Consider the following 19220-nt stretch of genomic DNA (forward strand, 5'->3'; position numbering starts at 1 on the left):
TGAGTTCAGGATTTAATTTTCAGATAAGGTGTTAATTGGTTGTTTTGTTTTTGGTCTTAAAAAACCAACCACCAGAATCAGCAATACTATTGAAATTATACCTCCATACAAAAAACTTTGGTCTGGGAATGTTGTTCCCAAAAAGCCAGCTAGTGGATACGCAAATGCCCACCATAGGTGTGAAAATGCAAAATGCGACCCATAAACTTTCCCCTGTTCTTTAATCGGAACGGTTTCGCCGATAAGGGTTTCGGAAGGAATTTCCGCGAGACTTTGTCCGAGTCCTGCAACTATCCACACTAAAAATAGCATTGAAAAATTGAGATAATTAGCAAAGCTGATGGCGATTCCTAAAATTAATACCCCCAAAATTAGTGAGATGCGTCTTGATTTGGATTTGTCAACTGCTCCAGAAACGAATGCTGCAATGGTGGCACCTATGGCAAAAGCTGCCATTATGATTCCATAATCTCTATCTGTAAGCTGTAATCCTCCTTTTACCAAAACAATGGTATTAACCAAAATCATTGCGCCTGCAACCGCAGACACCAATTCAATAAGTAATGCAAAGCGCACATAATGATTTGAAAACAACAAGCGTATGCCTTTCAAAACATCTTGCCAAGTGGACTGTGCAACGGTATCGTCATCTTTCTTTTGTGTTACATCCAATGCACTTTTGGGAAGGCTCACTAATAAAATTCCTGCGATAACAAAGGTTGCGGCATCAACAAGAAATATTTCCCTCGCACCTAACCAAATTGCCATTATACCTGCGAGTCCTGGACCCAAAACTCCTAATAATTGATAGGTCGCTGCGGATAGTCCGATAGCTTGTCTGTATAATGATTTCTCCACAATTTGCGGAATTATGGAACGGTAGGTTGGACTAAAAAATGCATTAAATACATTCATAAGAAAAACAAGCACATAAATTTGCCACTCTTCTGTTACAAAGGGTAAGCATCCTACAATTCCCATTCTTATAAAATGTGTGATGTACAATATTTTCTTTCGGGACACTCTATCTGCCAAAACCCCTGCAAAAGGCGAAAAAATAATAAATGCCGTGACCCTTAACGTTAGAGCTGTCGCCAATATGATGGCAGCTTTTTCTTCTCCAAATTGATATGCCAAAAGTGCCAAACCAACCCATGTAAAAGCATCTCCCAATAAACTGATGGTTTGCGCCAAATATAGTTTTGCAAATAATTTGTTGCGAAGGGCTTGGAATGGTTCTAATAATTTTGACAGTGTCATCTTTTTTTAAGAAATAGGTTTTTTTAATTATAAGTTAACTCTTATCATGAACTAATTAGTGCCTACCCAATGGAAGCTAATTTCAATTGGGCGTAGAAATTTACCTTCCATTTCAAGACATATTGTTATAATGCATATTGACCTTTAAGTCTCAAATTTACTACTACGTCCTTGTCACTCGTATTTCTAAAAAACCATCCGTGCTTCCCTTCATAAGGTGCATAAAAAGTGCCTACCATATTATTGGAATTGGCAATGGTGTAACTTTCAAAGTAAACTTCCTTTACCTCTTCTTCCTGTTTTACCTCGCCGTGAAAATCGAAATAGAGAACCTCCCCATTCGAGGTAGTCCATTCGTATTTCATTTTTCCGTGTTTGAGCATATCTATTTTGAATTCGATTCCTTTTCCAGCAGGAACAATCACTTTGGTTTCATCTTCACGTGAACTTAATTGTGTGGTTGGAGGTGGATTATCGGCCTCTTCAGGTCTTTCTACATCAGGCCCAGAACCTGCTTTTTCGAGTTTGATTGTTTGAGTTGAAGAATTTGACACCATAGCTCCCAGACCCGTATCCCCTGCTTCTTCTGGAACATAAAGTTTGCTAAATCCAAACAATTCTCCTGCACCCGTTGGGTCCATTCCGTATTCTGCTGGCAATACTGCTACTACCAATAATATCCCACCTACAATAAATGATATGATGGTTGCTTTTATAATTTTACTTTTTTCCAATATTGGATGTTTCATTTCTGACATAATAATTCTTTTTTTAAGATGTAAAATAGCCTGTTAATTGGAAGCCGAGCAATAAAAACCCAGCGGCCATAAGTGCTGTATTTGTAATTGTTGAAAATTTCATAAAACTGGGTTGCCTTCTCCAAATAGTTATGAGGATTAACACAACTGCTAAAGCAATAAATTGTCCTATTTCGACTCCTATATTGAAACCAATTAGGTTAGTAAAAAGGCCGTCTTTATCAAATTTGAATTCCTGCAATTTACTGGCAAGACCAAAACCGTGGAACAGTCCGAATATTAAAACTGCTGCTTTCGTATTAGGCTGTTTACCAAAGAAACGTTTAAAGCCACCCAAATTATCGAATCCCTTATAAACGATAGATAGCGCAATGATAGCATCTATTAAATATGCATTTATATTTATATCGGCCAAAACACCTAATAGCAACGTGGTACTATGGCCAATGGTAAAAAAGCTAACATATAAAAGCACCTCTTTCGGTTTATACAAAAAGAAAATAACACCAACCAAAAACAGTAGATGGTCATAACCGGTAATCATATGTTTTGCTCCTATATAAAGAAAGGGACCAAATGCAACACCGCTATTTCCTAAAAGGAATGTTTGCGTGTCTTCATCTACTCCGTGCGCATACGCCATTGAATCAAATGCTCCGCAAAGAAACAGAATTAGAAAGGCATATATATTTTTGATTTTCATATTTTATTTGTTTAAGTCCCATTGGACATTGTAGTACAATGGGACTTTGATTATTAATGGGCGTGCCCGTGAGATTTGACCTGTTGGATGCTATCCATTACGCGATTTTCTTCTCTTACTATTTTCAAGCTATCTTCCCTTTGGCGCATTTCTTCAGGGCTTAAGGTAGTTTCAGTATTTTGCTCCTCCATATTTTCAACTTTCTTGTTTTCTCTACAAGATGCTAATAACGTTAAGCTAATGGTTGCGATAAAAAGTACTTTTTTCATAATGTTTGATTTATATAGTTATTAATTTTAAATTATTCTTCTTCTTCGGAATTCCGTAATGCAGATAAGATGGAATACGCGTTTTTGACCACAGGTTTAAAATTTTGAATAGTAGCACCTTCAGCAAAAGTTATAGCGGTGTATCCTTCCTGTTCGATTCCTTTTTTAACCTGTTCAAACTTGAATGTATAGCCGCCTTCAGTTTCTTCTGTTTGTAGGATTACGAAATCTTTTCCTTGATATTGAACGATAGCTTCTGAAGGGATTGCATTTTGCTTATTTGTACCGCTTTCTACCCAAGCCTTAACGTACATACCTGGCAAAAGACCTTTTTCGTTCTCTTTGTTTATATGGCAATGAACTGGCGTCATACGGTCACTTCCTGTGGCTTTTCCAATTAGGAAAATCTCGGCAGTACGATTGAAGGTATTGTCGTCGGAAAGCGAAAATTTAACGGTTTGACCAATCTCCAACTTTTCCAAATCTTTTTCAAAGGCATTCAATGCCAAATGAATATCGTTTAAATCGACAATTTCAAAAAGCACATCCTGTGGCGAAACATAATCGCCAATATTTACATTACTCTCTTTTATAAAACCTGAAATTGGCGCATAAAGATTCGCGGTTCGGGTTATATTGCCATTTTGGACAGAACTCCTACTGATTCCCGCAAGGGCAAGTTGTTGTTCGTATGCCTTCACGCTACCTTGTGTAATCTTATAATCAGAAGAGACCTGTTGAAATGTTTTTGCTGAATTGATGTCTTGCTCTCTCAATTTTTTCTGGCGATTAAATTCTTGTTCTAGAAATTGAAGTCTGCTTAAACTTTCCAAATAGCCTTGTTGGATTTGGATAAATTCAGGATTCTCAATGGTTGCCAAGATTTGCCCTTTTTTAATCTCTTCACCAGGAAGCCGCCCGGCCGTTTTTAAGTACCCTCCTAAAGGTGCAGATACCGATGCCATACTTTCAGGCTCTACGTCTACGGTTCCATTTAGTTTTATGATGTTACTTAAATTTCTCATTTCAATCGCACCGGTTTCAATTCCCGCAAGATTGTATTGGTCTCTGGTAAAAGTGATTTGTTTGGTTCCAGTTGCAACTGGTTGTTCTTCTTTCATCGAACTTTCTTCGGAAGCTTCCGTTTTTTCGGAATCCTTATTGCCACAAGCCACCATAAATAAGGCGGATAAAATGAGCAGCGAACTTTTTTTATTGAATTGAATTTTCATCTTTTTATATTTTAATTTGAAATCAATAGTTTTTTATAGACCCAATAAGGCTTCAATCACTATGATAGACTGGTTATATTGATATAGTGTATTTAAATACTCCGTTTGAATGCTGTTCGCCAAAGTGAGGTTTTGTAAATATTGCGTATAAGAAACATCTCCGCTTTTAAAGCTCTTTTCCGAATTATCAATAATAAGTTCCGCTTGTGGCAAGGCTTCATTTTGATAGTAATCTAAAGTACCTTGAAGTTTATAATATTCTTGTAGCAAATTTTGTAGTTCCCCTTGCAATTGCGTCTGGTTCAACTCAATTCGAGATTGGGCGATATCCTCTTCAATTTTTGCCGCTTCAATTTTGGCACGATGCCCACCCGGAAAAATGGGTATTGCAACACCTACCTGAAAGAATGAAAACCGGTCATCATCATTAAAATTTTGGTTTGCTATACCGCTATTTTGAGCCCCATTAAATGTTTGGGTATTATAGCCGAACATTATATCTGGCAACACATTATTCCTCTCTACATTGGTCTCCCGTTTCCTAACTTCCAACTGTTGTTTTAAATAAACGAAAAACGGACTTTGCTCTAAAGACTGACTTTCAATATCTAAATCTATTTCGCGACGAACAAGTTCACTATCTACAATACTAATGTCATCATTTGTGTTCAAAACTACCTGAAGCTTCTTTTTGGCGATTCTCATATCGGCTTCGTTTTGTTGAAGCTTGTTTTTTATTTGCATCGATTGGGTTGCAGAGGTTACACTTTCCAGTTTTGTGGATTCTCCAGATTCATAACGCATAGAACTTGAACGGTTGAGATTGCCATATAGGCTATCTTGACGTTGCAACAATTGTTTGTTCTGCAATAAAAACACATATCTGGAATAGGCAGCTTTTACATCAGCAATCAGGTTATTTTCTTCTATAACCTTTAGCTGTTCACTGCTACTAACTCTTGCTTTTGCCAGTTTGAACTGACTGGTATAAACTGTAGGAAAATTTATCCTTTGGGTCACTCCGTATTGATTATCCCTTACCGTAGGTGTATTAAATTCGCCACTTTGATATGAAAATTCTGTTCTCGGAATAGTTATAGCACCGTACTTTCCTTTTTCTTCAACCTCTATTTCATATTGGGCAATCTTAATACGGTTATTGTTCTGAAGTGCCATTTCAATAGCCTGCTGCAAAGTAATTGTACGCTCCTGCACCAGATTTGTTTCTTGTGCTTGAAGTTGCATCGCCGGAAAGAATAAACCACCAATCACTATTAAAGTGGTAACAATTTTCTTTTTTCCTAAATTGAATTTTACTTTTCCTTCAGTAAAATAGATATACAAGATTGGTAGGACAATAAGCGTTAATGCAGTCGCTGTAATCAAGCCACCAATAACTACTGTAGCCAATGGTCGTTGTACCTCTGCACCTGATGAATTTGACAATGCCATAGGTAAAAAACCTAAAGCAGCCACAGTCGCGGTCATTAATACAGGTCTCAATCTCACACGAGTTCCTTTGATGACACGTTCATAGATATTTGTAACACCTTCTTTATCCAGCCTATTGAATTCTGCCACCAATACAATTCCATTCAAAACCGCCACACCAAATAAGGCAATAAATCCAATTCCTGCTGAAATACTAAATGGTATGTCTCTTATGATTAGTGCAAAAACACCACCAATGGCAGATAAAGGGATTGCCGTAAAAATGAGCAAACTTTGTTTCATTGAACCAAAAGTGAAATAAAGAAGTACTAAAATAAGCAACAAAGCTACGGGCAAAGCAATCATTAATCGTTGGTTAGCCTCTTGCAAGTTCTGAAATTGACCGCCATAGGTTACATAATAACCTGCTGGCATATCAACTTTCGAATTCATAATTTGCTTTATGTCCTCAATAATACTTTGTACATCCCTGTCACGCACGTTGAAACCGACAATAATTCGCCGCTTTGCATTGTCACGCTGAATTTGTACAGGTCCCGGTTCAAATGAAATGCTCGCCACCTGACTTAACGGAATTTGATTGCCTTGTGGTGTGCTAACATATAGATTCTGAACATCTGTAATATCGGTTCGGAAATCTTTGGCCAGTCTCACTACAAGATCAAATCTGCGCTCTCCTTCATAAACAAGTCCTGCCGAAGTGCCAGCAAAGGCAGTTTCGATCGTATTATTTATATCCTCGATATTCATTCCATATTGAGAAATCTTATCACGGTTCATTTGAATATTAATCTGTGGTAGTCCAGTCACTTCTTCCACGTACAAATCTTCAACACCTTCTACCGATTTTATTTTGCTCCCCACATTACCAGCCAAATCTGAAAGAATATTGAGGTCTTCGCCATAAATTTTAATTACAACATCTTGTTTAGCACCGGTTAAAAGTTCATTAAAACGCATTTGTATTGGTTGTTGAAAACTAAAAGTAGCATTCGGTATTATTGACAGGGATTCTTTCATCACCGCAGCCAGTTCTTCTCTTCCGCCAGCTTTTGTCCATTCCGATTTTGGGCTTAAAATAACCATCATATCGCCAGCTTCAATGGGCATAGGGTCTGTTGGAATTTCCCCTGAACCGATTTTATTAACAACTTGCAATACTTCATCTGGATATTCATTTAATAAGATGGTCTGCGCCTTTTGAGAAACATCAATCATCTGGTCGATGGAGCTTCCGACGGGCACTCGGGTTTCAACCGCAAAATCCCCTTCGTCCAATTGGGGAATAAACTCACCACCCATATTTGCAAAAACTATCAGCGTTATTACAAATAATCCTACTGCCAATCCAAGTACCAATAGTTTTGCGTGTAGGGCAGCTTCTAAAATAGGTTGGTAGATACGCTGAAAGAAATCCATCATTTTATCTGAAAAATTCCGTTTATGTTCCGTCTTGCGACCCAGTGCAAGGGCAGACATCATTGGAACGTAGGTAAGTGATAAAATTAATGCTCCCAAAATAGCGAACATTACCGTTTGAGCCATTGGATGGAACATTTTTCCTGCAACGCCGGTCAAAGCCAAAATAGGCACGTAAACGATTAATATTATGATTTGTCCAAAGGCAGCGGAATTCATCATTTTTCCGGCAGAGTGCCTTACCTCGATATCCATTTGTGCAGACGATAGTTTTGCAACGCCTGCGTACTTCTTTTTACTGGTATGAATCCCGAACATTACAGATTCTACAACAATTACCGCCCCATCTACAATAAGACCAAAATCTATGGCGCCCAGACTCATTAGATTGCCAGAAACACCAAAGAGGTTCATCATCGCGATTGCAAAAAGCATTGAGAGCGGAATGACCGAAGCCACTATCAATCCACCTCTTAAATTTCCGAGAAATAGGATTAGCACAAAAATGACTATTAAAGCACCTTCCGTAAGATTTGTGGTTACAGTTCCTATTGCACGGTCTACCAAACCTTTCCTATCCAGATATGGCTCAATGGTTACGCCTTCGGGCAAAGTTTCTTTAATTTGCTCAATTTTAGCTTTTACATCATTGATTACCGCGGAAGAGTTTGCTCCTTTTAGCATCATTACAATGCCCGTAACAACTTCGCCTTCACCATTTCGCGTAGCCGCTCCATAGCGTACACCGTGACCAAACTGTACTTTGGCAACGTCCCTTACAAGTACTGGTGTCCCATTATTTAATTTAACAGCTATCTTTTCCAGCTCTTGTAGATTGTTAACCAGACCTTCGCTACGGATGAAATAGGCATTAGGACCTTTATCTATATAAGCGCCACCCGTGTTTTGATTGTTTTTTTCCAGCGCACTAAAAATATCTTCAATAGTAACATTCAAACTTTGAAGTTTATCTGGGTCTATGGCAATTTCATATTGTTTGACCAAACCACCAAAACCACTTACTTCTGCAACACCAGGTGTTCCCAATAGTTGTCTTTTGATAATCCAGTCCTGAATAGTTCTTAATTCGGTGGCATCATATTCATCTTCATAACCTTTTTCGGTATGAATTACATATTGATAAATTTCACCCAAGCCTGTAGTAACGGGTCCCATTTCGGGTTTTCCGATGCCTTCAGGAATGTCTTTGGAAGCTATTGACAAGCGTTCTTGAACTTGTTGTCTTGCCCAATATAAATCGACACTTTCCTCAAAAACAATAGTTACAATGGAAAGTCCGAAACGAGAAAAGGAACGCATATCCTTAATTCCTGGAATGCTTACCATTGTTTGTTCTACTGGAAACGTAACTAATTGTTCTACTTCTTGTGCCGCTAAAGTGGGTGATATGGTAATAACCATAACTTGATTGTCTGTGATGTCTGGCACTGCATCAATGGGTAACTGTGTTAGCGAATAAGCTCCCCACCCAATTAAAGCCAGCGTAAATAATCCGATAACAAGTTTATTGTTAATCGAAAATGCGATGATTTTGTCTAACATTCTGTTTAAAATATTTTTAGTCGTAATTACTGAAATTGAAAATACCATACAGGTTATCAATGAGTTTGAATGATACAAAACCAGTGATTAATTTTTAAAAAATATATATGGTAAAATGGTAATTATAGCGAAGCTTGCTATTACCAAGGCTTAATAAAATTGTAGATACTATTATTGTATCTATAACAATTTATTAAACTAAAGAAAATTTAACAGGTAGGTGGGCCTCGCGAATCGAGGTCTGAGAGATAAGAATTGAAATAATTATTGGGTGAATTATAAACCGCTACTTTTTCAGAATCTTCATCATCATAGTTTATACAAATGCTATAACGATTAAGAAAAACGGGCGTTTTTACGTCTTTTTTAACCTTTAATTGCTTGACACTACTTTCGTGAGCTGCTAATATTTCATTAGAAACAACAGAATGAACGTGAACCTCCAAAAATAAATCAAAAAGCCCTTTTTTAGAATTTTCTTTCTCTGGAACATCGTGATGTTGGCTGTGACTGTCGCTATTGGCGACAGCTTTATGCGAGTGCTCAATTTCGTGTAAATGATGTAAATGAGGCATTACCTGATGCAAAAGCAATAGGCTGAATATACCTAAAAAGAAAAGTGCTTTTATGTTGTTGTGTTTTTGCATAGTCCACGAAAATAAATAATTTAAAGACCAAAAGAAAACTTTTTATTGAATTTCGTCTGTACCGATTCCAAAAGGAAGTAAATTATAATTTAAACCCCATAAAATAAAATATAAGCTATAATTGAAATACTTTTTCGTAAACAACCTTTTCAGAAATACAATAAAAGTAATAATTACATTAATTTTTAAACAAGTGTAAATTTTGCCAATAATTACTATTATTTGCGTAAAGATTACTTTATTGATTAATTTGAAATCGATGACATAATTTAAATAGCGATTATTATTTAAATCATGCTTTTTATCTCAATAAAAATAGTAACACACATACAAACCCAAAAATCAAACTCACAATAAAAACTATTACAGCCCAATTGGGATAAATCTTTGCCTGCTTTATCTTGCTCTCAAACCGACTTTCAAAACTCTCAATATTTTTTATACAGCATTTCATTTGTTGCTGATGGGTTTCGATGCTAGCTTTATATTCGGTTAAATCCATCTTGATTTTCGTATCCGCTAAATGGGCATTAATCTTCTCCAGTTTTTCTACGGCACTTTTAAAGTCATTGATCTCATTGACCAATAATGCAGTGAGTTCTTCAAGTTTTGTCATGATCCATGTGTTTAATAAGAGAGTCCATGTTGTATTGTTTTTTTGATAATGAACTTGGTCAGCTTTAAGGCTAATTGTGGCGCCAGACCTACTGTTTTACCTGCAAGCGTTACGCCCACCGTATTATTCTTTAGAATCTTTGCCCCTTCAAGACTACTCATTTGTTTGCCTATATTTCCTATCGACATGCTACGGTGCACTTCACTGCCCTTTAAATTATGTCCATCAAATTGAAACCGAAACCCTTGCAAATTATTCTGATTATTTATTGCAGGAATCACTTTAACACCATTGGTCTCCATGTATTTTATATAGTCCTCAAATGATTTTGGCTTAAATTGATTCATGGTCAGGTCATGCCTACGCTTGATTTCGATTCGTATTTCCTTCAGATTGAATTCCTTTTCAAACTGAACTTGTTTAACAGTGGTCAGTCCCATTTGTTCTGCTACTCTTTCTGCAGCCAACTGGCTCCGCTTTCCTATAAAACTGTCATTATAGGCCACGCCCTTAAAATCAATCCGATTGACATATAAATGGATGTGCTTATGTTCTTTGTCCTTATGGACAAAGGCAACGGCCTGACGTGCGCCCAATTTCATTTCATGGATGAAGCGTTTTGATATTTCTTCCAGTTTGCTTTTGTCCAACCGCTTGCCGTCCTCTATCGTTGGGCTTATAATAAATGACAAGGTGTTTTTGGTACAATTGAAATTCTGGTCCTGGAGCATTTTAAATTCTTGGGTGATTTCAGCAGGGGAATCCCCATGCAAAAATTCCTTCAGCACAATTTCAGCATCTTTTTCTTGATCCCAACCATAGGACATCGACACCTTTGTATGTGATATACTTTTGCCCTTTCCTATCATGATTGAAAATTTTTAAGATGCGACTTGATTTCATTGGCAATGTCGTAAACAGCCTCGGTCAGTTTAGGATCTCGTTTTCGGTACATGTTGCCGATCGCCTTAAAATTGTTATGGTATTTGATCAGCATTTTGTAAAGTTGAATATGCTCTTCCGTAAAACGTTCCGTGATTTCCTTTTCAAATACGCTACGTCTTATGTATGCGCTTAGACTCAATCCACAGCGTGATGCTTTAATGTTCAAAAGCTTCTTTTCATAGATGGAACATCTAAACTTAACCAGATCACTTTTCCCCTTAAACACTCCTTTTTTTTCTTTGCGACCTTCGGGAGCAAACAAGAATGTGTCCACAGACACACATCTTGAATTCCTACCCAGAATAATTTTCGTTCCAGTTGAATCTGTTTCCAAATCCAATTCCAGACTATCGGAATTAATCAGTAATTCAGTAGAAATCTTTAGATACTGCTTCGGATTAACCTCTGCCTTAAAATTTTCATTTTCTTTCATCGCACAAATAATCGTTTAAGTCTTTATGGTTTTTATAGCTACCACTTTCATCCATGACATGACTAAATTTTTTTGTCAGATACAGTGTTGCATTTTGACCAGCTGAATCTTGGTCTAAATAGAGATGTACCAATTGATAATTCGAAATAAGTAATTCAATATTTTTTATAAATGAAATGGAATTTAAAATCAAGACATCTGAATTTTTCAATAACGTTTCGTTTAAGACCGCCAAGGACAACAAATCAAACATGCCTTCGAGAATTATTAATTGGCTACAATTCCTTTGAATTTGCGTATACGATTTCGGACTGCTACTATTCTTGAAAATCTTGTTGCGCAATTCCCAACCGTTTCTGTTATTCTGCAAACCAACAGCGAAAAATTGTTTATCCTTAAAAGTGTACCAAACTTCGCTACAATAAGAATTGGCAATCTGTAATGGAATCTCTCTAAAGTTTAGGTATTGAACCAATGCGGGATGGATGATGTTTTTAATTTTGGTAATGATTATTCCTGTTTCATTTTTACTGAAAAGTCGCTGCTGATGAAAAGAAAAACAGTCACTTTCTGTTTCCAAATAGATCAATGCTTCCTTTACATGGCAATTTAAAATCCTACAGACCAAATCGATTACATTACCTCCAACACCTTCGCCATGGTCATACCATCGGTTTTTGTTTTTAGAGACTTTAAAAGAGGCTTGGGTTTCTGACCTGAAAGGACTCATAAACCAAGCTTCTTTTTCCGCTGTTTTAGTTGGAAAGTGCCCGAGTGTTGCCAGCGCTTTTTCGATGGGAAAAGCTTTGGCTCTTTCGCACGACAGCCTGATTGTTCTTTCTACTTTCATATCCTATTATTTTATCCGAATTTTTGTCATCGTTTTTATTTTGATGACAGAATGATGACAAAACGATGACGGTTCAAATCCTTATTCTCATTGGTCTTAACGCTATCTGTCATCATTTCATCAAAAAAAGTATGAGTTGTAAGTTGTTTTTTCTTTTCATCAGCGATTTTTTTTTACCGAATGATGAGAATTGGTCGTACTCCCTGTAAACATTAGGTTTCTGTGTCATCGCTTTATCATCGTTTCATCGTTTGGTTATTCTTCCCCGAAATGTTCCATCAGAAAATCTCTTTTTATGGAATAGTACCTTCCCTTCGCATCAGTCAGCCCCATTCCGCCTTCTTGCCAAATCATCAATTTACTATACATCATAGAGTTATCCTGATTTCGAAGCTTCCAGTCCTTTTTAAATATATGCCGCAGTTGGGTAAGATCCGTTTTGATCCGAGTTCGATTTAATAAGTGAAGTGCATCTAGGGGACATATTTGAACCTCCTCCAAGTCCAAGGTTTCCATGGCACTGAGAATGACACTCGCAAGTTCTTTTTCTACGCGGTTTCGATTGTTCTGCATCAAGTTCTCCAAGGCTTGTGTTCTGATTTGGGATGGCGAGAACCACATTCGGGTACTTTGGAGGCTTTTCAGTTTTCGGTGTTGTAAGTGATAGAGGAATGCCGGCACTTCTGCTTCCAAATATTCCAGAAATCGTGTTTCCTCCTTTTTCAGGGAAGGAATCTTCAAAACCCAAAAACGTGTTTCGTTAGTATCAATTTTTATAAAGTTGTCCTCATTGTTACTACAAAGAATGAACTTTCCAAAGAATTCCACCTCTCTTTTATCTTTGCCCTTGGCTTCAAGTTTATTGAAATTGGTCGTACTTAAGTATTTGATCCGTTCGGTCAATTCTTCTTTGTTGAACAGAACCTCGTCGATACAGATCAAAAGCTTGTTGGCCCAATCTGCATTAAATTGGCTACTGAAACTATCATTGGTCAGATAAGTTAAATTATTGTCGAAAACCATTTTTAACCATTTAAGAAAAGTAGTCTTTCCTGTAGATCGTTCCTTGGACACCAAACACAGAATTGGCAATATCTGGATTGGTTTTAAATACAGTAGCTGTAAATAATCCATACCTAAATTAAGCTGCTCACCGAAAATATGTTCCAATAGTTGTGAAGTGGATGGAAAGTCGCCTTCTTTAAGTTTATGAGGTAATGGCGCATAGGTATTATAGAAACCATGGCAATCTCTTTTAAAGTCGACATGGCTTGGGAGACAGGTAAAGCCATCAAATCTTTTGATTGATCCAATAAAACTCCTGCCATGATCATTGCGTATCGTTTCCAATGTCCATAGCACAATGATTTCGTTGAATTGTCCAGCAATAGTTGGAACTTGGACCAATTTATAATAAGAGGTACCCACCCGAATGTAAATTGCGTCTTTCATTATCCAGATTTTTTATTCATCAGCAACTGTTCATTGAATTGTCGCTCTAAAAATTCATCAGATACATTAGGTTCTCCCAGAAGCCAAGCATCGATTTCTTCTTTGTTGAAGAACAGTTGACGGATATGCCTGTTGTTTCCTGTAGGTATCAGTTTTAATTGGGAGAGTTTGTAAATCTTGCTTTTGGATAAGCCTGTGTATTTGACAAGGTCGTCGATGTTAAATACTTTTTTGGTGAGGGACAGCAGGCCTCTGATATCCTGAAGTAATTCCACAACATTTTCTTGCTCATTCATAATCTTTATATTTTAAGAATTAGTAATGAGTAAAAGGCCTTTTACTTTTATTGAACGTGACAAACATATGACGTTACATACAACAGAAACAATAGAGCAATGACGATTGCTTTAGGATTGCCCTAAATTTTCTTTATAAATATTGACTTTGAAGAATTATTTGGAAATACCAAGAGCTTTTAAGACATCTTTTCGCACGTCGTCATAAGTACCGTCGTGAGTCGATGAACACCATTTAGAATAACTTGAAGGAAGTGTTCCTGAATTGATTTCGGAATTCTGAAACGTAAACCGTTCCGATATAAGCATATTTAATGATTCTTTGGGTTTTGTATCCATCCTAAATATTCCTCCACGAACAATCAAATCCAATAAGGTAAATAGGAATCGGATATTTCCTGTTTGTTTGTTTTTAGGGGTTTCCCTAATTACGATCTTTTGCTGTTTGGGCAACCCATTAATCAGCCTAAGAAGATTTTCTACATCTTTACTATCAAAACCGAAAAAGACGGTATCGATTCTGGACGACGACAACAGCAAGAAAGAAAAACCCTGAACATTATTCTTGAATAGTTCTTCGGACTTGAACCATGTAATCACCAGCAATAAGGACAAACTGAACAATAACGTAACAAATATATAGGTTGCTACGATTTGAGTAACGGAATAACTAGTACCTGAAATTAAATAATAAAGGGTCAGCGGTACTATCCCGAAAATTACGACTACTAAGAAAGAAAGTCTGTTGGTGGTCAAAGCGGTATGCTTCAACCATAATAGTTTCAACTCTCTTCTACTTTGATATAGCCAACTCGCAAATATTTCAGCTAAGCGTTCCATATCTTAAAGATAAGAATAAATGAAAGGAAAAGAAAGATGAATTGTTGTACAGATGTTGTACTGATGTAAAAAACAAAAGCCACTCAATTTCTTGAATGGCTTTGTCTCACTGTGCTCCTCCTCTTGGGCTCGAACCAAGGACCCTCTGATTAACAGTCAGATGCTCTAACCAACTGAGCTAAGGAGGAAGGTATAATGCCTTTTTTGAGGATGCAAATATATTCTATTTTTTATCTTGAACAAAACTATTTTCAACTATTTTTAATCCGTTATTGCTTTAAAAATATCATTCCCATTGGCGAACAACACTAACATAATGAGAATCACGAATCCAACCAATTGTGCACCTTCCAAAAACTTTTCTGAAGGCTTGCGTCCCGATATCATTTCGTACAATAAGAACATCACATGGCCGCCGTCTAACGCTGGTATTGGCAATAAATTTAGCACGCCCAACATGATTGATAAAAATGCTGTAATGCCCCAGAAATATTCCCAGCTCCAATTACTTGGGAAGACATCAAATATGGCCTTAAAACCACCAACACCTTTATAGGCGCCCGTACTCGGACTAAAAATTAATTTTAACTGTGTAAAATAACCCGTTATTTGACTAGTGAACCTTTCATAACCAACACCAAAGCTTTCACTAAGTGTATACTTTTTTGTTATAATGTCAAAATAACCTAACTCTGCAATATCTTTATATGACCCACCAAGTTCAACACCTAATTTGCCCCTATCATCAACTTGTAGATTAATAATTTTGATTTCACCATCTCTTACAATTTCAGTTGCAACGGTTTGTCCTTTAAATGATTCTAGAACTCCTTCAGCTTGGTCAAAATATTCTATGGATTTGCCGTTAATGGATTTTAAAAGATCTCCTTTTTTTAAATCTGCCGATTTATTTAATGAACTATCACTTACTGCACTGACTATAAATGGCGTTCTTATATCGAAAAGTGTTCTGTCTTTACTTGTAGACAATTGCCCTAAAAAATCTTCAGGTAAGGTTATTGTTTGTTCAACCCCATCGCGATTAATCGTCACCGTTTCAGCCCCTATGATATTCGTCCTCACATCAGAATAGTTGACAACATTGGCATTTCCAACCTTTACGATGTCATCCCCCGTTTGGAACCCTAAATCGGTTAACAATGGGTTGTCAATTAAATAACCATCTTTTATACTTTCTGCTGAAATATCTGTATCCCCATATGCAAATGCCATAATAATATAAATGACTAGGGCCAAAATAAAATTAACCGTAACCCCACCCAACATAATAATCAAACGTTGCCATGTAGGTTTGGCACGAAACTCCCATGGCTGCGGTGGCAGAGCCATTTGCTCCTTGTCCATGCTTTCATCAATCATTCCTGCTATTTTCACGTAGCCACCAAGAGGCAACCACCCAATACCATAGACGGTATCGCCAATTTTTTTCTTAAATAAGCTATACTTGATATCAAAAAATAAATAGAATTTTTCAACACGTGTTTTAAATAACCTTGCCGGTATAAAGTGCCCTAGTTCGTGCAGCACGATTAGTAGGGACAAACTCAATAAAAATTGAGAAATTTTAATTACAAACTCCATTGATCTCTTTTCAAAAAAAATTATAAGGCACAAAAGTAACGTTTTAACCTCATTTAGAAAACTAATACGATTCTATTCGCTAGTTTTTTAACAGCGATTTATTAAGGCGGCCCTTATTGGTTTGGAGTTCTATAAAAAACAGACCGGAAGAAAATGAAGACACATCAATAGATGTAGTCCAACCAGAAGTATAGATAAGCTGACCAAGCGTATTATATATGTTTATGCCATCAACAGTAATCTGGTCTGGTTTTCTTATGGTAATGCTATGTGAAGCTGGGTTGGGATACATCAATACTTCAGCATCCAAATTGGGTTCATCTGCACTCAAGACCACCACATTGTTCTTTGACACGATATCAAATTCAGGATTTATCACCACCTCAGCAACTGTAAAATTTACTGACTTTATGAAATTTTCCTGATTGACGGTATGATCTAAAACCACATCCATAGTTTCTCCTATAGTACCAATAAGCCTTACAGGCAATAGCGTCTCAAAAAATGACACTGCAGGATGACTCTGGGTTTGTTTCAAAATGAATTTTATTTCTTTTGGATTGGGTTGGTACCATTGTAAGTCAAAACTTGGATATCCTTCGCCATACACCCAATCTTCAAAAAACTCAGTTAAATCTTGGTTGCTCACAGATTCCATAATCGCCCTAAAATCTTCTGTTTTGGCATAGCCATAAGCATGTTCAGGATCATTTAGATAGGACTTCAAACCATCAAAGAACACGGTATTTCCTAATTTTTTTCTCAACATATGCAAAACCATTGCCCCTTTGTTATAAGACAAGCGGTTATTAAAAACACGATTCACACTCAGCGTATCTGCATCTTTTATATAAACAGAACCGCCATTAGCCGAAGTTATCGAATTAATTGTCTGTTGCTTCCAGGTTTTAAATGGCGTATTCCCATCTAAGTTTTCTACAACCAGTCCTGACAGATACGTTGCAAAACCTTCATTGAGCCAAATATCCTTCCAACTGCCGCACGTCACTTTATTTCCAAACCATTGATGGGCCAGTTCGTGTGCAATTAAGTTCCGGCCAAAGCTTCCCATAAAAGACACCGTGGTATGTTCCATGCCGCCATTCCAACCAAATTGTGCATGGCCATACTTTTCATCAGCAAACGGATACTCTCCAAATAGGTTGCTGTAAAGATTCATAACATCAACCGTTACTGGTGTAGCTGCTTGTATAACAGCCAAATTTTCTGGATACACATAATTGACAATTTCAAAAGGCTTGCCATTATTGGGTACGGTATCGGAATATACTGCATAATTGGTAACCGCAATGGCGACCAAATATGCTGGAATGGGGTACCTATGTTTAAAATGGGTTGTTTTATTGGCGCCATTCACAGCTTGGGATTGCTCCAATCCGTTAGAAACGGCTACATACAAATCGCCATCAGGATTTATTAATGGTGCTGTAATAAATACATCAATACTATCAATTTTATCAATGAGATCTTGTTTACACGGCCACCATCCTTTGGCACCATAGGGTTCAGAAAGTGTCCATAATACTGGTTTTCCATTGTGTTTATTCACCTCGAAAGATCCAAAACCGGAACTAACAGGATTTCCTGAGTACCTTATGGTTAAGGAATCCAAAACCCCCGAAGGTTGTTCTTGAGCTAGCGTAATCACTAGTTCATCTGTATTGTTATGTGTAAACACTAAAGGAGTGCCACGTTGTAAAACTTGTGACACACTCATGTTTTTTGCTAAATCGAAAGTAATTTGACTCAAGGGTGATTTCGCTTCAAAATAGGTAGTCACTGCGCCATTTATTCGCGCTACTGATGGGTCTACTTCCAATTCAAGACGATGGTATTTCACATCATAATTACCGGTATTGACATTAGTACGGAACGCCATGCGCTTTACACCTGATTTCAGTTCTGCTTCTTTGAGGGTATTCAGTTGCTCATCTTGGGCATGTAAGAAAGAAAAAACAAACAACGTAAGTAGAAATACAATGTTTTTCATAGAACGCAATTTTAGGATTAAAAATACCTTTTTTGACGCTTATCTATCGTATTTTTGCAAACAAATCGCACAAAGATCCTCAAAATCATTAAAAATGCTCTCATTTTTTAAGGAATATAAGTATTTCGGAATCGTTCTACTCATCCTATCCGCTATTATTATTACCATTATTTATAGCATTCTGAAACCTGAAAAAGTACTGCCCATATACCAACCCTCTATGGTGAATTTTGAAATGGTGGACAGCACCGTGCAGTATAAAAGTAAGTATCATAAGATTGCCGATTTTAGTTTGATCAACCAAAACGGCGAAACCATTACACAAAAAGATTATCAAGATAAGATTTACGTGGCCGATTTTTTCTTTACGACCTGTCAAACCATTTGCCCTATCATGACAGACCATATGGTGCAAATTCAAAAAGAAATCATGAATGATGATGAGCTCATGCTCCTCTCCCATTCCGTGACCCCCGGTATTGACGATGTGGCGCAATTGAAGCGTTATGCTATTGAAAAAGGTGTGAATGACACCAAGTGGAATCTGGTCACTGGCGATAAAAAACAAATTTATGAGTTGGCCAGAAAAAGCTATTTAGCTGTCAAAACAGACGGTAACGGAGACGAATATGACATGATCCATACTGAAAATTTTATGCTAATTGACAAGAAGCGCCAAATTAGAGGGTATTATGACGGCACCAAACCTGAAGATATTGAGCAATTATTGAAAGACATAAAGGTGTTGAAAAAAGATTAAATCGCCATCTGAAATTGAAGTCAAATAGCTATTAAACAATAGAAACTTACAGCAATAAATCCTGATATTGCTTAAAAAGCAAAGTTTGAACCCTAAACTTTGAACCTGAAAT

At 37.0% G+C, this 19220-nt stretch carries 17 protein-coding genes and 1 tRNA gene; 1 reads left to right on the plus strand and 17 read right to left on the minus strand.

Going from position 1 to position 19220, the window contains the following annotated elements; all coding sequences use genetic code 11:
* Positions 1–12: 12 nt before the first annotated feature.
* The 17 genes from A9996_RS06375 to A9996_RS06455 form a co-directional block, all read right to left on the minus strand.
* Complete coding sequence (locus A9996_RS06375; RefSeq protein WP_066432382.1) at positions 13–1260, minus strand: MFS transporter; 1248 nt, start codon at positions 1258–1260, stop codon at positions 13–15.
* A 125-nt stretch (positions 1261–1385) separates the two neighbouring features.
* Positions 1386–2018 (minus strand): hypothetical protein, encoded by a 633-nt coding sequence (locus A9996_RS06380; RefSeq protein ID WP_066432386.1) that lies wholly within the window; start codon positions 2016–2018, stop codon positions 1386–1388.
* Positions 2019–2031: 13 nt separating this feature from the next.
* Positions 2032–2721, minus strand: a complete 690-nt coding sequence (locus tag A9996_RS06385; protein WP_066432388.1) for a HupE/UreJ family protein — start codon at positions 2719–2721, stop codon at positions 2032–2034.
* Positions 2722–2774: 53 nt separating this feature from the next.
* The gene (locus A9996_RS06390) at positions 2775–2990 is read right to left on the minus strand and encodes a hypothetical protein (protein ID WP_066432390.1); all 216 of its coding nucleotides are present in this window, start codon (positions 2988–2990) and stop codon (positions 2775–2777) included.
* 32 nt (positions 2991–3022) lie between these two features.
* Positions 3023–4222, minus strand: coding sequence for an efflux RND transporter periplasmic adaptor subunit (locus A9996_RS06395; RefSeq protein ID WP_066432393.1), 1200 nt, complete (start codon positions 4220–4222; stop codon positions 3023–3025).
* 33 nt (positions 4223–4255) lie between these two features.
* Entirely contained in the window at positions 4256–8656 is a 4401-nt protein-coding gene (locus A9996_RS06400; RefSeq protein WP_066432474.1) for a CusA/CzcA family heavy metal efflux RND transporter, read from the minus strand.
* Positions 8657–8865: 209 nt separating this feature from the next.
* On the minus strand, positions 8866–9303 hold the full coding sequence (locus tag A9996_RS06405; protein WP_066432395.1) for a hypothetical protein: 438 nt from the start codon (positions 9301–9303) through the stop codon (positions 8866–8868).
* 301 nt (positions 9304–9604) lie between these two features.
* Positions 9605–9919: a DUF6730 family protein gene (locus A9996_RS06410; protein WP_066432396.1), complete on the minus strand. Its 315-nt coding sequence runs from the start codon at positions 9917–9919 to the stop codon at positions 9605–9607.
* Between the two features lie 11 nt (positions 9920–9930).
* Positions 9931–10788: a relaxase/mobilization nuclease domain-containing protein gene (locus A9996_RS06415; RefSeq protein WP_066432398.1), complete on the minus strand. Its 858-nt coding sequence runs from the start codon at positions 10786–10788 to the stop codon at positions 9931–9933.
* Positions 10785–11297, minus strand: a complete 513-nt coding sequence (gene mbpA / locus A9996_RS20465; RefSeq protein ID WP_245905301.1) for a mobilization protein MbpA — start codon at positions 11295–11297, stop codon at positions 10785–10787. Before mbpA ends, A9996_RS06415 begins: the two co-directional genes overlap by 4 nt.
* Complete coding sequence (locus tag A9996_RS06425) at positions 11284–12147, minus strand: toprim domain-containing protein (protein ID WP_066432400.1); 864 nt, start codon at positions 12145–12147, stop codon at positions 11284–11286. The genes mbpA and A9996_RS06425 overlap by 14 nt, the downstream gene beginning before the upstream one ends.
* Positions 12148–12402: 255 nt before the next feature.
* Positions 12403–13599, minus strand: a complete 1197-nt coding sequence (locus A9996_RS06430; protein WP_066432405.1) for a primase-helicase family protein — start codon at positions 13597–13599, stop codon at positions 12403–12405.
* Positions 13599–13895: a helix-turn-helix transcriptional regulator gene (locus A9996_RS06435; protein ID WP_066432406.1), complete on the minus strand. Its 297-nt coding sequence runs from the start codon at positions 13893–13895 to the stop codon at positions 13599–13601. The genes A9996_RS06430 and A9996_RS06435 overlap by 1 nt, the downstream gene beginning before the upstream one ends.
* Positions 13896–14051: 156 nt before the next feature.
* Positions 14052–14735 carry a G protein-coupled receptor family protein gene (locus tag A9996_RS06440; RefSeq protein WP_066432408.1) on the minus strand — a complete coding sequence of 228 codons (684 nt, stop codon included), beginning with the start codon at positions 14733–14735 and terminating at the stop codon, positions 14052–14054.
* 114 nt (positions 14736–14849) lie between these two features.
* A tRNA-Asn gene (locus A9996_RS06445) sits at positions 14850–14923 on the minus strand.
* A 73-nt stretch (positions 14924–14996) separates the two neighbouring features.
* The gene (gene rseP / locus A9996_RS06450; RefSeq protein ID WP_066432411.1) at positions 14997–16337 is read right to left on the minus strand and encodes an RIP metalloprotease RseP; all 1341 of its coding nucleotides are present in this window, start codon (positions 16335–16337) and stop codon (positions 14997–14999) included.
* A gap of 79 nt (positions 16338–16416) precedes the next feature.
* Positions 16417–18348 carry a M1 family metallopeptidase gene (locus tag A9996_RS06455; RefSeq protein WP_066432412.1) on the minus strand — a complete coding sequence of 644 codons (1932 nt, stop codon included), beginning with the start codon at positions 18346–18348 and terminating at the stop codon, positions 16417–16419.
* 94 nt (positions 18349–18442) lie between these two features.
* Between A9996_RS06455 and A9996_RS06460 the strand changes: the two genes are divergently transcribed.
* The gene (locus tag A9996_RS06460) at positions 18443–19108 is read left to right on the plus strand and encodes an SCO family protein (RefSeq protein WP_066432478.1); all 666 of its coding nucleotides are present in this window, start codon (positions 18443–18445) and stop codon (positions 19106–19108) included.
* Positions 19109–19220: the final 112 nt, after the last annotated feature.

Origin of the sequence: Gelidibacter algens (genome assembly GCF_001678675.1) — a bacterium.
Taxonomy (GTDB): domain Bacteria; phylum Bacteroidota; class Bacteroidia; order Flavobacteriales; family Flavobacteriaceae; genus Gelidibacter; species Gelidibacter algens.

Coding starts and splice junctions, on each gene's coding strand:
- A9996_RS06460 (WP_066432478.1), top strand. CDS start 18,443: ATGCTCTCATTTTTTAAGGAATATAAGTATTTCGGAATCGTTCTACTC.
- A9996_RS06455 (WP_066432412.1), bottom strand. CDS start 18,348: ATGAAAAACATTGTATTTCTACTTACGTTGTTTGTTTTTTCTTTCTTA.
- A9996_RS06385 (WP_066432388.1), bottom strand. CDS start 2,721: ATGAAAATCAAAAATATATATGCCTTTCTAATTCTGTTTCTTTGCGGA.
- A9996_RS06425 (WP_066432400.1), bottom strand. CDS start 12,147: ATGAAAGTAGAAAGAACAATCAGGCTGTCGTGCGAAAGAGCCAAAGCT.
- A9996_RS06400 (WP_066432474.1), bottom strand. CDS start 8,656: ATGTTAGACAAAATCATCGCATTTTCGATTAACAATAAACTTGTTATC.
- A9996_RS06410 (WP_066432396.1), bottom strand. CDS start 9,919: ATGACAAAACTTGAAGAACTCACTGCATTATTGGTCAATGAGATCAAT.
- A9996_RS06440 (WP_066432408.1), bottom strand. CDS start 14,735: ATGGAACGCTTAGCTGAAATATTTGCGAGTTGGCTATATCAAAGTAGA.
- A9996_RS06430 (WP_066432405.1), bottom strand. CDS start 13,599: ATGAAAGACGCAATTTACATTCGGGTGGGTACCTCTTATTATAAATTG.
- A9996_RS06415 (WP_066432398.1), bottom strand. CDS start 10,788: ATGATAGGAAAGGGCAAAAGTATATCACATACAAAGGTGTCGATGTCC.
- A9996_RS06395 (WP_066432393.1), bottom strand. CDS start 4,222: ATGAAAATTCAATTCAATAAAAAAAGTTCGCTGCTCATTTTATCCGCC.
- A9996_RS06380 (WP_066432386.1), bottom strand. CDS start 2,018: ATGTCAGAAATGAAACATCCAATATTGGAAAAAAGTAAAATTATAAAA.
- A9996_RS06435 (WP_066432406.1), bottom strand. CDS start 13,895: ATGAATGAGCAAGAAAATGTTGTGGAATTACTTCAGGATATCAGAGGC.
- A9996_RS06390 (WP_066432390.1), bottom strand. CDS start 2,990: ATGAAAAAAGTACTTTTTATCGCAACCATTAGCTTAACGTTATTAGCA.
- A9996_RS06375 (WP_066432382.1), bottom strand. CDS start 1,260: ATGACACTGTCAAAATTATTAGAACCATTCCAAGCCCTTCGCAACAAA.
- rseP (WP_066432411.1), bottom strand. CDS start 16,337: ATGGAGTTTGTAATTAAAATTTCTCAATTTTTATTGAGTTTGTCCCTA.
- A9996_RS06405 (WP_066432395.1), bottom strand. CDS start 9,303: ATGCAAAAACACAACAACATAAAAGCACTTTTCTTTTTAGGTATATTC.
- mbpA (WP_245905301.1), bottom strand. CDS start 11,297: ATGAAAGAAAATGAAAATTTTAAGGCAGAGGTTAATCCGAAGCAGTAT.